The sequence below is a fragment of the Lactobacillus sp. UMNPBX12 genome, assembly GCF_002553955.1.
Taxonomy (GTDB): domain Bacteria; phylum Bacillota; class Bacilli; order Lactobacillales; family Lactobacillaceae; genus Lactobacillus; species Lactobacillus crispatus.
Window position 1 is genome coordinate 123,199 of record NZ_PCYY01000001.1, and the last position, 15,717, is coordinate 138,915.

Genomic DNA, 15,717 nt, shown 5'->3' on the forward strand with positions numbered 1-15,717 from the left:
AAGGTATACTGACAACCATAGAAGGGAGTCTAAAATGCTTCTACGGAAATTTTCTATTGCCGCTGCCGCAACTTTATTTATCCCTCTCGCCGGACAAGTTACACACGCAGCGACATTCACAACACAAGAAGTTAACGAAGTTCATAATTTTCAAAAGGAATATGCGAACCTTGATAAAACTAGTTATAGTGCCGCAAATATTTATGCTAAAAAGCCAAATCTAAGCAAAAAATTTAAGGTAGGTCGCTTAGATCCAAAATACATTAAAACGCAAACAGATTATATCAATTACTATCGATCATTGTTCAGTCTGCCCGCTATCTCGACTACTGATACACTTAATAAAAACGCGCAGATTACGGCTGCTGTAATGGCCGCAATTAATGCTAACCCATTCATTAACCAACATGGTTTACCTAGTGAAACTAAGCCAAGCAATATCTCCAAATTTGTTTGGAAGCTAGCTAAAGACACTTCTGAAACTTCAAATTTAAACTTTAATGTTTCACAGCAAACCGCTGGGGATGTGATCACTGACTTAATTACTGACCATTATAATTTAACTGGTTCAGATACCGGTCACCGAGCTTGGCTACTTTCAAGTCGTTTAACCACTACAGGCATTGGGGCAGCTTATGGTACAAATGGCTACCGCTATTCCGTTCAAAAAGTACTAAACATTAATGATACTTTTCGTCCTGCTAGTCAGCCGGTAGTTGCTTATCCTAGCATGCGTCTTTTCCCTATTGAATTGCTTCAAGGGAAAAATATCATGTGGTCGCTCTATTTATCAGATAGAACCATTAAAAATAAGCCAACAATTACTATCACTGATTTAGATACTAAAGTTGTTACTACTGCAGCTCATGTTAAGAATTACAGCTCCTGTGGCTACGGCAATTTTAGAACGATCCTAACTTATTCACCCGCAAATACTAACCTAGTTGCAGGACATGAATATGAAGTTGACGTTAAAGGCGTGCAGAAGTACAGATTCAAGCTATTTAAGCAAGATAGTACTAATGACACTACAAATTATCAAGTTCAGCAGGATACAACCAACACGCCGACCAATCAAGCAACCACTAATTTAAATAGCGAAACAGATGTGCAATCACCAATTTTACTTCAAAACAAGATTTTACGTGCTGTCATCATTCCAAAAGCCACTGCTTTGCCTAATAATCAAAACACCTTTTTTAATGCATTAATTCAAAAAGGATGGCATCAAAATTTTTTCGTAAGACAGTACGTATTATCAAACCCCATCATTACAGATGAGTAAATTAAAAGGCCCAAGCAATGCTTGAGCCTTTTTGATTATAAAACTTTAGATAAGAAATCTTTTGCACGTTCACTAGTAGGGTGTTCAAACACTTCCTGTGGCGTGCCTTTTTCTTGTAAATAGCCATCAGCCATAAACCAGACCTCATCGGCTACTTCTCTAGCAAATCCCATTTCGTGAGTTACAATCACCATTGTCATTCCCGAATTAGCTAAATCTTGCATTGTTTTCAAAACTTCGCCAACCATTTCAGGATCAAGAGCACTTGTAGGCTCATCAAATAGCATTACTTCCGGATCCATTGCTAGGGCTCTAGCGATCGCCACCCGCTGCTGTTGACCACCTGATAAACTAGCTGGAAATTGTTTTGCACGATCGGCCAAGCCCACCTTTTCAAGTAAGGCTAGTCCAGTCTTCTCAGCTTGAGCTTCACTAACACCCTTGACTTTCATCGGTGCCAACTTAATATTTTCAATTACATTCATATTAGGAAAAAGGTTAAAGTTCTGAAAAACCATTCCCATCTTTTCCCGCAATTGATCAAGTTCCTTACCATCCTTTAGACTAGCCAAGTCTGTTCCATCAAAAACAATTTTACCAGTCGTAGGACGCTCTAATACATTCAGGCAACGCAAGAAAGTACTCTTACCTGACCCAGATGGCCCGATAATACAGATAACCTGGCCCTTATCTACTTCCGCAGAAATATCTTTCAGAACCTCATTTTTGCCGAAAGTTTTCTTCAAATGTTGGATATCGATCATTTTAGTCATTGTGTTTCATCCGTCTTTCGAAATAATTAAGCAATCTAGTTAAAGTAAATGTCATGATAAAGTAAATAATCATGGCAATGAATAAAGGTAAAACACCACGGTAAGTCGAAGTCTGAATCAATTCCGTTTGGTACATTAATTCAGTTACCCCAATAACTGAAACCAATGAACTGTCCTTCAGCAGGGTAATAAATTCGTTTCCTAATGCCGGCCAAATATTTTTCAAAGCTTGAGGAATAATTACATAGCGGTAAGCCTTAGCTTGAGAAAGACCTAATGATCTAGCCGCCTCAGTCTGTCCTTTAGCTACTGAAGCAATACCAGAACGAATGTCTTCTGCAACGTAAGCACCAGAGTTCAACCCAATTGCGATAATCCCCGCTACAACAGCTGACAGGTTAGAAATTAATGCTCCAACACCAAAGTAAACAAATAAAATTTGCACCATTTGTGGCGTACCACGAATGAATTCGATATAGCAAACTGCAATCCAGTGCAGCAATTTATTCTTGGACAAACGCATTAAGGCTAAGAGCATCCCTAAGATGATCCCGATTAACACTGAGAAAATCGTGATCACGATGGTATAGCCAACTCCCTTAATAAAGTAAGGAATATATTTAGTCATCGTGTTCGTCTTCTGCGCTGTCTTCATATACTTAGCTGCTTCAGGCAAGTATTTCTTATTAATCAAATCTTTTTGTTCAACGCGATTAATAGTCTTGTTCACAGCAGCTACTAAGTCATTTTGTCCTTTAGCAATTGCTACTGCGTTACCAGCTTGTTGTTCACGCAAGTCACTTCTCACAGCCATCAAGCTATTGTCGTTTTGTTGGTAGGCCTTAGCAGTCATTTCTTCCATGACAATGCCAGAGATCTTATTAGATTTTAATGCCAGAACTAAGTTGTTGATTTTACCTAAGCCTTTAACCTTAGACTGTTTCATTTGCTTTTGAATCAAAGAATACTGAATACTACCAGTTTGCGCACCGACAGTTTTACCAGCAAAATCTTTAATTTTTTTGTATTTGGCCTGATCGCGTTTGTTAATTAAGAAATATTCGCCACTTGGCTTGTAATAAATCTTAGAAAAATCAACGCTCTTCTTTCTCTCGGGATTAGGTGTCATAGCCGAAATAACCATGTCTACCTTGCCTGTCTCTAGCGCTACCAAAAGTGAATCAAAGCTCATGTTTTTAATAACTAGCTTTGCATGTAAATCCTTGGCAATATCTTTTGCCAACTCGATATCAACCCCCACATATTTGGTATTGCCATTTTCACTGGTAGTAAACTCCAGTGGCGGATAATCCGCTGAAGTGCCCACTACTAATTCTTTCGACTGCTTAATTTTTTTCATCACTGAGCCAGTCTCAACCTCCTTATTGGCTGCATTAACAGGCTGATTAAACAAAAAAAGAGTCGAAAGCATAGTAATGAAAGCAAGAAAAGTCTTTATAATTTTAGCTTTTTTCATAAACTCGCCCAATTCTTTTAAAATATAAACATATGAAATTTGTTAATTATTTTTTAATTATAAAGAAAGATGATTCTTTGTGCAAACAAAAAACGTAATCATTCTACAGATTACGTTTTCTCATTCTTATTTAGCAGCTGTAATTTGCCATGGTATCGCACAAATGATGTAAATAATTACCCCAGCAATTACATATTCCAAAAAGACGCTACTGCCAATCTCAAGCAAAAAGCCAAATTCGATATTATCGACATTAAAGATTACTGGCACAAGTGCTAACAAGCCTGAAATCAAAATTAGCCAAAAACCTGCCCACATGCCAGCAGCCATCGTATCATGAATCACCATTCGAATTGTAGCCCGCGACTTCATATCGTTGAGTAGCGAAACCATTGTAATAATGGTAACAATAATTATTATCAAATTAACGATAAACAATAAACCAGCAATATTTGCTCCTAAAGTGATCACACTTAAATTGAAGGCTTTAATAATCGCGTAAGGTGCATTAGTTCCCTGCTTTTTCAGTTTACGGTTAACTTCCTGTGCCCCACTTGACGAGCCTTTAGCAATTCCTTGATCGATATCGCTTAAAATCTGATTAGCCAGTGGCAAACTAGTAACCTTAAACCAATGAATACCCAAAGAATAATCAATAATATGGTCGGCAATTGGTTGAGTTTGCGTATCCGATAGTAAGTTTGAATTATCTTCACTATCTGCATTAATCAAATCAGCTAGGCTATCATAATTTTTATTCACTTGGCGAACAACTACTGCCCTATTATAGCTAGTCCTAATCTGTTTTTTCATAAAGATTGGATTTAAAAAAGTAGCTGTAATCAATGACAATGCAGCAATCAAAAAGATGACGAAAGCCAACAAACGTTTATATTGGTTATTTTGCTCATAACCCATTCGTCGCAAATCAGCTCTTTTGCCTTCAACCATGGCGACTCCCCTTTAGCTGAAAATTTCCTTGCCTTCATCGAACATTGTATCAATTGCTCGGTGAACAACTTCCATATCAGCAGTTTCAATAATTTCATGTCCTTCTTTTAAGGCTTGATCAATTTCTTCAGAAGAACAATGCAAGAAACTGAACATCAACGCACTAGTTGCATAGTTAGCAAGAGCTTCGGCCGTTAAATGGTGCTTTTGGCGATCATGATATAGACGGCCAATACCACTAGTTACAAACGCAATTCCTGTCTCAAGTTCGCTTTCGTCAACGTTAATGTCATCAAATAAATGATTTTCCTTAATCCATTCATTAAGCATGATTCCCCAATTATCTAGGGTAGCATTGCTAACAAAAGCTTCAGAAATAATACGGTCCAAGCCCTCATCGTGCATCCCCAAGATAGCAATCGTATAAATAAATGCCTTAGTTCTAGCATAAGGAAGATTGCTATTAGCCATGTCATAATTATTAACTTGTTGACCTAAAGTATTAAAAAGATTGCGGATAATGTCGTTAGTTAACTTAGCCTTATGAGGATAGTATGACTGCAGTAAGGATTTTGAAATGCCTGATTTTTCTGCAATCATTTGCAAAGAAACATTATCCATTCCATTTTCTCTGATCAGATGGAAAGTATTACCTAGAATAACTCTCCGTCTCTTCATGTTTTTCCGTCGTGCCATAGTCTATTCCTCTAACTTTCTCTTTTTCTTTCTATACAACACACATCAATTATATCAATCATTACTATTTAGACATAGTTTTATAACTTATCTACCCGATAATTTGAATAAAAAATAATCCTCATAGTGAGGATCATTTTTTATTCAAATTATCAATAAGAATTTTACTTTAAACGGTTTTGTTCGTCAAAGATTTGGTGGATTGAACGATCATTGTATACATAATCGATACCACGAGCAAGCAATTGGTCTACGGAAATTCTGACCATTCTGTCTGGGTAGCGCTTGTGCTTAATGGTATCAGTAACTACGATTTGCTCAATTGGTAATTCATTAAGTACTCCAGTAGCATTCTTAGAAAGAAGTGCGTGGGTTGCGGCAACGTAAACTTTCTTAGCACCAGCTGCCAAAACTGACTTAGTTGATGAAGAAATACGTGAACCTGTATCAATCAAATCATCAATGATGATACATTTTTTGTCCTTAACATCACCAATCATGTCGTGAACCTCAGTATCATAGCGAGCACCTCTTTGATCAACAATTGCAATCGGTGCATTGAAGTATTGACCAAAGTTACGAGCAAGCTTGGCGCCTGAGTGATCAGGTGAGACTACAACGATATCATCATCTTCCTTGGTAGCAATTCCGTTATCTAAGAAGTATTGACCAAGAAGTGGAATGGCATGTAAGTGATCAACAGGGATATTGTAGAAACCTTGAATTTGTGAGGCATGTAGATCAACAGTAATTAAACGATCCATGCCAGTCAATTGAAGCAAGTTAGCCACTAACTTAGCGGTAATTGGTTCACGTGAACGAGTCTTGGTATCTGAACGTGAATATGCCAAGTATGGTACAACCACGTTAATTACATGAGCTGATGCACGTTGAAGTGCGTCCAAAACAATTTCAAGTTCCATAAAGTTTTCGTTAACTGGATCTTGGATAGATTGAATTACGAAAACATCACAACCTCTGACAGATTCACCAATGTTAACTTGGATTTCACCATCGCTAAAGTGGTGAACCGCAGTTTCGATCAATGGTTGGTGTAAAATTGCCGCAATTTTTTCATTTAATGCAGTGTTACCACCTAAGCCAATAACTTTCATTGGGTGCAATAATTGATGAAGTTCTTCCTTGTTCATTATTTACCTCTTCTGAATAAAAATCGTATACACCACCATTATATACAAAAAGGCACCTCTATTGAAGAGATGTCTTTTTTGGATGAAGAAATTTATTTACTTTTGTTTTGGATAAACAAGCAAGATTAGCCCTACAATTAAAGCTAATTCAGGCACTAATAAGTTAGCAAAGTTCAAGCTTGCATTATGAATGAAATATACTAAGCACACTGCAGCTACCATTAATGCAATTGCCAAATCTTGTAGATTGATTTTTCTAGTCGATCTAGCAATTACACTAACGATTAACATGATTATGCCTAACACAATCAATATGCCAGCTACAAACATCAATACTGATGAAGTATCAAAATTGCGATAAACCGGAATTGCGCCTAAAAGTAAGACAATCCCAAAAGTGACAAAAACTAACCCACCATTAAACAGATTAAATGCTTCTGCTCCATTATTAAGCCTAGCAATAATCGCAATTATTGCAATTACTACATTAATTACTAAAATTACCCACATTCTACTTACAAAATCCTTTAATCAAATCCAGCAGTTTTAAACTGCGCACTGCATAACTATCATGCGTCTGCCGTGGCATAATCACCAACCGCGCATTGGGCATAAATTGGCTATACCAACGTACATGCTCAACCTTAACCCAGTCTTTTTCACCTACTACACAAAGAGTTGGCGTAGTAATCTTCTTCAAGTCATCTACTGAGATAAAGGACTCAGTCAACTCTACGCGGCTGTCACGATCAAGTCTCAAAAAGCGATGAAATCCTTCCGTTAAGTAGTGATATGGTCTAATGCCTGCACCATTAACGAAAACGCCAGCTACAATCATCTTCTTAAAGATCGTTGGATGTTTTCTAGCTAGCATCATAGCTACTAAGCCACCAGCATCAAAACCAAAGCAGTAGCATCCCTCAATGCCGGTCTGTTTAATAAAGGTGTAAACGTCTTCTACTTCTGTTTTATAGTGTTCGGCAATATCGCCTTCGCTTAAACCGTGTCCCCGCATATCGAGCACATAGACAGTGTAATAAAGGGAAAGCGGAGCCACAATTTTATCAAACATACCGCCATCTAAGTGATGTCCATGTAGTAAAAGCAAAGGCTCACCTTTACCTAACTTATGATAATAAATTTCGACTCCATTAACTTTTTCTTTCATGTTTTCCTCTATTCACTATCACGCAAGGCCTGCTGTCGCTCTAACTTCTTACGCATCTTTTCTTCCTCGCGGTCTTTCATCATTGTACTGATAATTTTGCTCCAAACCCGGTAATTTCCCCGGAAATTATCCGCAACTTTTTTAATATTAGGCTGGTGAATAATACTGCCCTTTCTCTGCCAGTAGTGGTAATACGGCTTTTGCGTGTAATAGACGCCTTTAGCCACAGAAATATATTTAACGTTAAAAATCTGATCTTCCAGTAGTGAAATATCCCTATCAAACTTCAAATGATATTTCTTAATAATGGCAGTTTTATAGGCCTTGTTCCAGCTATATCCTTTCATTGGTGAGCTAAAGACATTAGTCAACTTCAAATAAGTTTCACCGCGCGTTAAATAGCCACCTTCTGGTCGACCAACAACGCGTTGCTTTTTGTCAGGATAATCCATCCAATAGCCACATGATACTAAGCTGACATCTGGATGACTTTCAAAAGCATGAATAAAAAAGGATGTGTAGCCTGGATCCACCCAATCATCACCATCATGAAAGGTGACATATGGTGTGTCGAGATACTGCATCCCAACATTACGTGCATCGGATGGGCCGCCATTTTTCTTTTTAATTATTTTAAAATATGGAAAACGATTGGCATAGCTTTCGGCTACCTCAACCGAATTATCTGTTGAGCCATCATCTACTACAAGCAATTTGAAGCTCTTGTCAACTTGATTAAGCAGAGCATCAAAAGCACGTGGCAAGTATTGCGCCGTGTTATAAACAGGCATGATGATGGTTAACTTAGGCACTTGTAACATATTGTCCCCCTTTGTTGCTCTTTATTATACCATCTTCAATAATAAGGTCGAAATTAAGAAAGTTTTACGTGTTGTTTAATTCACTTTTGAAAAATATTTAGTATAATGTTCCGTATTACAAGAATAAATATTCGATCAAAAAGGAAGAAAAGAAGAAAAAATGAAGAAATTTATCACACTACTCACAGCAATGTTATTAAGCGTGGTCGCGATGATCTCATTTACTAAGCCAGTATTAGCAGATGATGATACACCTGTAGTTACCTTAGGTACATCATTAACTGATGCGCAAAAGCAAGGCACATTAAAGACCTTAACCGCCCCACTAAACGGTGGTAATTATCAAACAATTACTGTTACCGGCTCAGATCTGGTTAAATACTTAAATCCCTCTGGTGATAATTTCACCACTTCATCCGGTGTTTGGTCCAGTGCGATGATCCAAAAGACCAGCTCAGGCAGCGGAATCAACGTTAAAATTTTAGACTACGATGGTAAAAATAATATCACGACTATTACTGCCAACCAGTACAAAAACGCAGCCCTGACCGCCGGCATCAGCGATGCCAACATTTATGTTACTAGCGCTATTCCAATTGATGGTTCAGGGGCATTAGCTGGAGTTTATGCTGCCTATGCTAAAAATGGCAATGCATTAAATCAAAAGCAAGTTAATGCCGCTCAAGATGAAATGAATACCTTGTCTGGGATTACCCAAGATAATAAAAACAAAAAAGGTTATTCAGATGCTCAATTGAACAATGCGGTTGCCGGTGCCAAGAATGAGATGGCTAAACAAGGGCAAAACATTACCGACAGTCAAATTCGCGACATTGTCAACAATCAAATTAATATTAACCACTTAGGTGACACCATCAACAACAATCAAAAAAATCAAATTGTCAATCTTCTAATTGAAATTCGTGATTCAGGGGCATTGAAGGACGGTAACTTCAAGCAACAGGCTTCGAAATTATCCAGTCAGATTCAAAATGGAGCTAAAAATATCTTCAATAAATTTAATACCCAAGAAAACCGCAACTGGTTACAAAATTTGTGGGATCAAATCGTTAAGTTCTTTAGTGGTTTGTTCGGCGGTGTTATTTTAAATTAAAAAAGGCTACAGTGTAGCCTTTTTTTCTTACATTTTTTGATCCATATAACGGTTCAATTCATGATCGACAAATTCATTACCGCGATTATTAGCGTGACCTTTCGTCCATTCAAACGTACTATCAGGAAATTCCTTTAATAACCGATCTAATTCCTGCCATTCCGCCACATTAGCCAATGGTCCAGAAGAACGTCTCCAACCACGTTTTTTCCAGCCTTGTAGCCAATGCTTATTAATCGCATTCAACACATACTGCGAATCAAGAACAAATAATAGATGTTTATCGTTAAAACCAAGCTCAAGCAGCTTTTTTAGTGCATTAATCAATGCTGTCTGCTCCATCTTATTGTTAGTAGCACCATATTCACCACCGGAGCCATGAACTTTCTGGTCATCCCATTCAATTAAATAAGCCCAGGCTGCTTTATCGGTCTTTTTAACGTGACCGCCCTTATAAACACCAGTATTGCGCGTGCCACCATCAGTATAAGTCACCGCAAAGAAGTCAGCAGGATTGCTATTAACATGGTTATACTGCTTCGCCTTTTTTCGCGGTGCTTTTTTTATTTCTTGACTCTTTTGTTGCACCCTTTTTACGGCGTTTTGTAAATTATCTTCACCTTTTTGCAGGACATCGCTCTGAGTTTGGGCATTCCAATCTAAGTAATCTGTAGCATCGGTAATTTGTTCAAATGACTTATATTCAGCGCCAGAGAAGCCATCAACTTGTTCTTTGGCTGCATCCCAAGTCCGATATATTCCCGGAGTACGTCCTTTTTTGACTGCATAAAACTTCATTTCTACCTCTAAAATTCCAAAATCTTTACCCAATGGTAAAATATACTTATTGCATAACTTTTATTATAGGAAAAAAGAAAGAGAAGGTGGTAAAAATGTTTTTCAACACAAAAAAATATGCTGAAGAAGTTGAAAAAGATCATAAACATGACCTCCAAGAAGAACCTAGCATGTTTAACATGATTTCTTTGGGGCTGATGGCCACCTTCGCTCCCACGCGAATTTTCCTCAAATTACACAAGCGCCATATTGAAAATAAGGCAAACATTGAAAAAAGCGATCTAAAACAAGTACCCATTATTTATTTCCATGGCTTTCGCGGCGGTGATTATACCACTCGCGTGATGGTGAAACACGCTACTCATGACAAGGGCAATCCCAAGTTTTTAAAGGTAACCGTTGATTTATTAGGAAATTTCAAATTAGAAGGAACTTGGACTAGTGACAAGCATCCTATCGTGCAGGTTGCTTTTCGCCAGCGAATAGTCGGTATCTATGGCATCGACTATTATCTCAACTTCGTCCTGCCCTTTTTAGCTAAAAGATATGGTTTTAAAAACTATATTGCAGTCGCTCATTCATTAGCCTGTCCATGTATTATTCGCACGGAAATGAAGCACTACCGCAGCAAAACGTTCCCACATTTAAAAAAATGTGCCTTTATCGCTGGTCCTTTTGACGGGGTCACTTACTTGGGCGATATCCCCAACGTCAACTATTTGACCGAAAGTGGTCGGCCTAGTGTCATGAACCCGCACTACCTTTATTTGTTTTTTAATCGGCGCAAATTCAATCCTGATATCTCGGTCTTGAATATTTATGGCAACGTTTTAGATAACACAAATACTGATAAATTCATCTCTGTTGTTTCCGCAAAAAGCATTCGCTATATCCTTGCCCCAAAGGCACATTTTTATCAAGAAGTAGAAGTACGCGGTAAAGATGACGCCGAACATAGTTGGATGCATGACAATCCGTTTGTAATCGATATTATTGACAAGTTTCTTAAATTAAAAAAGTAGTTTAATTTTGGAGGAGTTTATGATCTGGTGGCATGACTTTGTTAGAATCATTATCATTACCAACACAATCTTAGCCTTCTACGTTGTCTTCCACCGTAGAAGATCCGTTTCAACCACTTGGGCTTGGTTAATCATCCTGTTAGTATTACCAGTAGTCGGGATCACTCTTTATGCCTTCTTTGGTCGGGGTATTTCCCAGGAAAATATTTTTGCCATCAATAAGCAAAAACACATTGGCTTGAGAAATGTTCAAAAATCGATTGCTAAAGCACCTAAAAATACTAGTCCTTCTGACACTTCAAAGGCTGGTAATATAGCAATTAACTTTTTTAACCACCAACAAGAAGCTCCCCTAACTAAAAATAATCAGGTCAAGCTCTATACCGAAGGTGAAACCTTCTTTCATGACATGCTTAAGGACATGGTACGAGCTAAGGAAATAATCAATGTTGAGTTCTACACTTTTTATAGCGACAATATCGGCAATCGTGTTTTGCAACTATTGATTAAAAAAGCAAAACAAGGAGTTAAAGTACGCGTAATTTATGATGCCTGGGGTTCAATGGGAGCTACTAAAGCATGGTTCGATCAATTGCGGGCAGCTGGCGGGGAAGTTTTGCCTTTTGTCACTTCACGCAACATGATCACCCGTTACCGCATTAACTACCACTTGCACCGCAAGATTGTTGTCATCGACGGGCGAATTTCTTGGACTGGCGGTTTTAATATTGGTGATCAATATTTAGGCAAAAAAAAGAAGTTTGGTCATTGGCGTGATAGTCAGGTAAGAATTGTTGGTTCTGCCTCTCTGCTTTTGCAAGAGCGTTTCGTCATGGACTGGAACGCCTCTATCACTAATAATCAACAGCTCATCCGTTTCAATTCCACTCTATTTCCTGATCTTGATGAAAAAAACATCCACGAAGGCGACGTTGCAACGCAAATCATTTCAGATGGGCCTGATCGTTATGCACCATATATGCGTAACGGTATGATGCGGCTAATGCTTTTGGCACGCAAACGGTTATGGATTCAAACACCATACTTAATCCCTGATGATGCCGTTTTTGCTACGTGGCAAACAATTGCCTCATCGGGTGTTGACGTACGAATTATGATCCCATGTAAGCCAGACCACCCCTTTATTTATCGCGCCACACAGTGGTATGCCAACGAATTAACTCGCTTGGGTGTCAAAATTTATATCTACGAAGATGGCTTTTTACATGCCAAAACGACGATTGTCGACGACCATTTTTCTTCAGTTGGTTCAATGAATCAAGATTTCCGTTCTTACAACTTAAACTTTGAAGATAATGCCGTTTTTTATGATAAAAAGTTCAACCAGAAAATGGTGGCAGCTTTTGAAGAAGATATGAAACACTCGCATTTACTAACTAAGGAAGAAATAAAAAAGCAAAGTCGCGCATTGCGGACTTTGCAGGCATTCTCGCGAATGCTTTCTCCAATTTTGTAATTACATCATTGATTGAACTTCGACAGGAATTTCTCGACCAGCATATTCTTGTAATTGCTTAATTACGCTATTAACTTCATTATTAAAGCGCATCATATAAGCCTTACCATCGCTAGTTCGAAAAATCGCCATCACTAATGGCTTCTCTTGGTTGGGGATCTGGATTAAAGTAACGCTGGCTAAATCATCATACTTAACTGTACGCTTGAAGTAGCCTGAAACGACCATCCGCTTTTTACTAAATCCTGAAAAACCATCGACAATACTAATTAAGATAAAAAGAGCCAAGAAGACGCTCAGGCCTGGATCACCTTTTTCAATGTAATTCCATGTAAAGCCCAGCCAGATAAAAATTAGCGCCCAAACAACTGAGGAGATACGATAGCGACCACGAAAATCAACTTTAGCTTGCCAATACCAACTATAACAAGCATAAACTACTAATAAAATATCAATTGCTACATAAAAATACGTCATATATTTCATAAAAATCCCCTCAATTTAGTTATTTTACTCATTATAACAAAACAATGATTTATAATTAAAGTAATGACTTTCACGGAGGGTGACATTATATGATGGATTTAGCAGAATTACAAACAGATATTAATAATGCCCAACATATTGTATTCTTAACTGGAGCTGGTGTTTCTACCCATTCAGGTATCCCTGACTACCGCTCTAAAAACGGAATCTATGATGGCGTGCAAGAAAGTCCCGAAACTATTCTGAGCGATAGTACGCTATTCAATCGACCTGAATTTTTCCATGAATTTGTCATGAACAACATGTACTTTCCTACTGCTAAACCAAACTTAATCCATGAAAAAATCGCCCATTTTTGTAATGAAAAAGGTAATTTAATTACCCAAAATATCGATACTTTGGATACTAAGGCTGGCAATCAACATGTAACAGAATTTCATGGCAATTTATATAATATTTATTGTACTAAATGTCATCAACGTGTTTCTTATGAAGAATATGCTAAAAGCTATTTACACAAAGATTGTGGCGGAATTATTCGCCCCGGTATTGTGTTATACGGCGAAAGCATTGATCCGAAAGTATTAAACCAGTCCGTTGAAATAATGCAAAAATCAGACTTGATCATCATTTGTGGAACGAGTTTTGTAGTTTATCCTTTTGCCCAGCTCTTGGCTTATCGCAAAGAAGACGCCAAAATTTACTCTATCAACAAGACAGAAATTCCTACCCCTGGTGTCACGCAAATAATTGGGGATGCATTAACAGCATTCCAGAATTTGAATTAACTTTCCTAGTTTGTTATTCTTAGACTAATTATTTTTAATAAAGGTGTTACACATGACAGAGTTTTTTTACTATGATTACGTTACAATTGAGCCATGGACCTACTTTTTAACAGCTTCAGAAGCCGGCCTAACTTACGTCGGACTTAAAGGAGATGAAACTGTTTCACCTATTTTTAGCTTCTACCCTCACCGCATGTTGGTGCGGGACCCTAAAAAGATGGCACCTTATATCAAACAATTAAAGGAATATTTTGCTGGTATCAGAAAGAATTTTGATGTTCCTATTGATATTTCGGAATTCGGCACTGAATTTCAACGAAAGGTATTAGCCGTTGTCCAGCATATTCCTTATGGTGTGACGTTAACTTATGGTGACGTCGCCAATTCACTAGCCGAAGCCACATCTTCTCGCTCAGTTGCACACGCCGTAGCATTAAACCCTGTTTTGATTTTTATTCCTGACCAAAGAGTTATTTTATCCAACAATAAAGTTGGGACTTATCGTCTGGGACAAAAAGAAAAAATCAGATTAATTAAATTAGAAAAGAAGCAGTTACATGTCAATTCTTAAACTATATGCACCCTTTTTTGACGGCAATAACTGGTTACATGTCCTAACCAGTGGCAAAGACTGGATGATCATTCTGACTTTAATCTTGATGGAATGCTTGTTATCAGTCGACAATGCTGTCGTTTTGGCCGCACAGACACAGGTGCTACCTAATAAAGCTGAACAACGCAAGTCCTTGGTTTATGGCTTGTGGGGTGCTTATTTATTCCGCTTTATTGTTATCGGAATCGGGACTTATCTGATCAACTTTTGGGAGATTAAATTAGCTGGTAGTATTTATCTTTTTTACCTAGCCTTTAAATTCTTCTATGATCAACGCCACCCTAAACAAGCTGCCGAACATGAGAAAGAAAAAGAAGAGCGCGAAGCAGCTCACCACAAAGGCAAAAAGAAAAAGAGACATGTACTATCTCTTTTCTGGCGTACGGTTATTTCAATTGAATCAATGGATATCGTCTTTTCAATTGATTCTGTTTTAGCTGCTTTAGCCGTGTCTGATAATCCCGTTGTTGTTTTAATCGGTGGCATGATCGGTATTCTCTGTATGAGAGGAGTTGCCGAAATTATCATTAAATTAATGGATATTATTCCAGAATTGCAGCCAATGGCTTACTTATTGATAGGAATCATCGCTTTAAAATTGCTGCTAGCTCTGCCACCATTGAGATTTGAGTTGCCAAACACCGTTTTTGCAATTATTGTCTTTGCGATCTTAATTTTGACAATTCTCTTCCACTTTTGGAAAGTTAAAAAACACGGTCACAAACATATTTAACTGTTTAGCGTATTTAATACATATTCTTTGAGTACAACTGCTTGGTTGTGCTCTTTATTTTTGGCACCAAATAAGAAAAGAACATCTTCTTTAGCCAAATGCTTCTTTACATCTTGCAAAAATTCCGCTGTATAATCATTATGATTAAGTTCTTCAATATACTTTTGCTTAAACTCAGGGAATTTTTCATCTTCATGATTAAACCACTGACGCAATTCCTTACTAGGGCCAATTTGTTTATCCCATTCAGCTAAATCGGCCTTAACTTTGCTCATTCCCCGTGGCCATAAACGGTCAACTAAAATCCGATAACCAGCAGGTTGCTCATGGTCATAAATTCGAACTAATTTAATTTCTGTCATTA

At 37.8% G+C, this 15,717-nt stretch carries 18 protein-coding genes; 7 read left to right on the forward strand and 11 right to left on the reverse strand.

What is annotated here, in order from left to right; all coding sequences use genetic code 11:
- The first annotated feature begins 34 nt into the window (after positions 1–34).
- A complete protein-coding gene (locus CP363_RS00590; protein ID WP_023487950.1) occupies positions 35–1,285 on the forward strand; it encodes a CAP domain-containing protein in 1,251 nt (416 codons plus the stop codon).
- A 35-nt stretch (positions 1,286–1,320) separates the two neighbouring features.
- Here CP363_RS00590 and CP363_RS00595 read toward each other — a convergent pair whose 3' ends face one another.
- From CP363_RS00595 to CP363_RS00630, 8 genes are all read right to left on the reverse strand, one after another.
- Complete coding sequence (locus CP363_RS00595) at positions 1,321–2,058, reverse strand: amino acid ABC transporter ATP-binding protein (protein WP_005725595.1); 738 nt, start codon at positions 2,056–2,058, stop codon at positions 1,321–1,323.
- Positions 2,051–3,535 (reverse strand): ABC transporter substrate-binding protein/permease, encoded by a 1,485-nt coding sequence (locus CP363_RS00600; protein WP_005718334.1) that lies wholly within the window; start codon positions 3,533–3,535, stop codon positions 2,051–2,053. Before CP363_RS00600 ends, CP363_RS00595 begins: the two co-directional genes overlap by 8 nt.
- Positions 3,536–3,661: 126 nt before the next feature.
- Positions 3,662–4,486 (reverse strand): hypothetical protein, encoded by an 825-nt coding sequence (locus CP363_RS00605; protein WP_005718333.1) that lies wholly within the window; start codon positions 4,484–4,486, stop codon positions 3,662–3,664.
- Between the two features lie 12 nt (positions 4,487–4,498).
- Entirely contained in the window at positions 4,499–5,182 is a 684-nt protein-coding gene (locus CP363_RS00610; RefSeq protein WP_065990542.1) for a TetR/AcrR family transcriptional regulator, read from the reverse strand.
- 164 nt (positions 5,183–5,346) lie between these two features.
- Entirely contained in the window at positions 5,347–6,333 is a 987-nt protein-coding gene (locus CP363_RS00615) for a ribose-phosphate pyrophosphokinase (RefSeq protein WP_089145627.1), read from the reverse strand.
- Positions 6,334–6,429: 96 nt separating this feature from the next.
- Positions 6,430–6,843, reverse strand: a complete 414-nt coding sequence (locus tag CP363_RS00620; protein ID WP_023487948.1) for a hypothetical protein — start codon at positions 6,841–6,843, stop codon at positions 6,430–6,432.
- Between the two features lies 1 nt (position 6,844).
- The gene (locus tag CP363_RS00625; RefSeq protein WP_023487947.1) at positions 6,845–7,501 is read right to left on the reverse strand and encodes an alpha/beta fold hydrolase; all 657 of its coding nucleotides are present in this window, start codon (positions 7,499–7,501) and stop codon (positions 6,845–6,847) included.
- Positions 7,502–7,509: 8 nt separating this feature from the next.
- Positions 7,510–8,322 (reverse strand): glycosyltransferase family A protein, encoded by an 813-nt coding sequence (locus CP363_RS00630; protein WP_005724029.1) that lies wholly within the window; start codon positions 8,320–8,322, stop codon positions 7,510–7,512.
- Between the two features lie 160 nt (positions 8,323–8,482).
- Here CP363_RS00630 and CP363_RS00635 point away from each other — a divergent pair, with 160 nt between their 5' ends.
- A complete protein-coding gene (locus CP363_RS00635) occupies positions 8,483–9,436 on the forward strand; it encodes a DUF1002 domain-containing protein (RefSeq protein ID WP_005718327.1) in 954 nt (317 codons plus the stop codon).
- A 27-nt stretch (positions 9,437–9,463) separates the two neighbouring features.
- Here the strand turns inward: CP363_RS00635 and CP363_RS00640 are convergent, their stop codons facing one another.
- Positions 9,464–10,234: a ribonuclease H family protein gene (locus CP363_RS00640; protein WP_005721709.1), complete on the reverse strand. Its 771-nt coding sequence runs from the start codon at positions 10,232–10,234 to the stop codon at positions 9,464–9,466.
- A 95-nt stretch (positions 10,235–10,329) separates the two neighbouring features.
- Between CP363_RS00640 and CP363_RS00645 the strand changes: the two genes are divergently transcribed.
- Both CP363_RS00645 and cls read left to right on the forward strand, forming a co-directional pair.
- Entirely contained in the window at positions 10,330–11,256 is a 927-nt protein-coding gene (locus tag CP363_RS00645) for an alpha/beta hydrolase (protein ID WP_098035692.1), read from the forward strand.
- 19 nt (positions 11,257–11,275) lie between these two features.
- On the forward strand, positions 11,276–12,733 hold the full coding sequence (gene cls, locus CP363_RS00650; RefSeq protein ID WP_005726568.1) for a cardiolipin synthase: 1,458 nt from the start codon (positions 11,276–11,278) through the stop codon (positions 12,731–12,733).
- Here the strand turns inward: cls and CP363_RS00655 are convergent, their stop codons facing one another.
- Complete coding sequence (locus CP363_RS00655) at positions 12,734–13,219, reverse strand: hypothetical protein (protein ID WP_005726566.1); 486 nt, start codon at positions 13,217–13,219, stop codon at positions 12,734–12,736.
- 89 nt (positions 13,220–13,308) lie between these two features.
- On the opposite strand from CP363_RS00655, the gene CP363_RS00660 reads away from it, so the two are divergent.
- Genes CP363_RS00660 through CP363_RS00670 form a run of 3 tightly spaced genes read left to right on the forward strand, consistent with a single transcriptional unit; the run spans position 13,309 to position 15,353 of the window.
- On the forward strand, positions 13,309–14,007 hold the full coding sequence (locus CP363_RS00660) for an NAD-dependent protein deacylase (RefSeq protein WP_013085665.1): 699 nt from the start codon (positions 13,309–13,311) through the stop codon (positions 14,005–14,007).
- Between the two features lie 52 nt (positions 14,008–14,059).
- Positions 14,060–14,578 (forward strand): methylated-DNA--[protein]-cysteine S-methyltransferase, encoded by a 519-nt coding sequence (locus tag CP363_RS00665; protein ID WP_013085664.1) that lies wholly within the window; start codon positions 14,060–14,062, stop codon positions 14,576–14,578.
- A complete protein-coding gene (locus CP363_RS00670; protein ID WP_013085663.1) occupies positions 14,565–15,353 on the forward strand; it encodes a TerC family protein in 789 nt (262 codons plus the stop codon). The genes CP363_RS00665 and CP363_RS00670 overlap by 14 nt, the downstream gene beginning before the upstream one ends.
- Here CP363_RS00670 and CP363_RS00675 read toward each other — a convergent pair.
- Positions 15,350–15,715 carry a DUF488 domain-containing protein gene (locus CP363_RS00675; RefSeq protein ID WP_013085662.1) on the reverse strand — a complete coding sequence of 122 codons (366 nt, stop codon included), beginning with the start codon at positions 15,713–15,715 and terminating at the stop codon, positions 15,350–15,352. The genes CP363_RS00670 and CP363_RS00675 overlap by 4 nt on opposite strands.
- Positions 15,716–15,717: the final 2 nt, after the last annotated feature.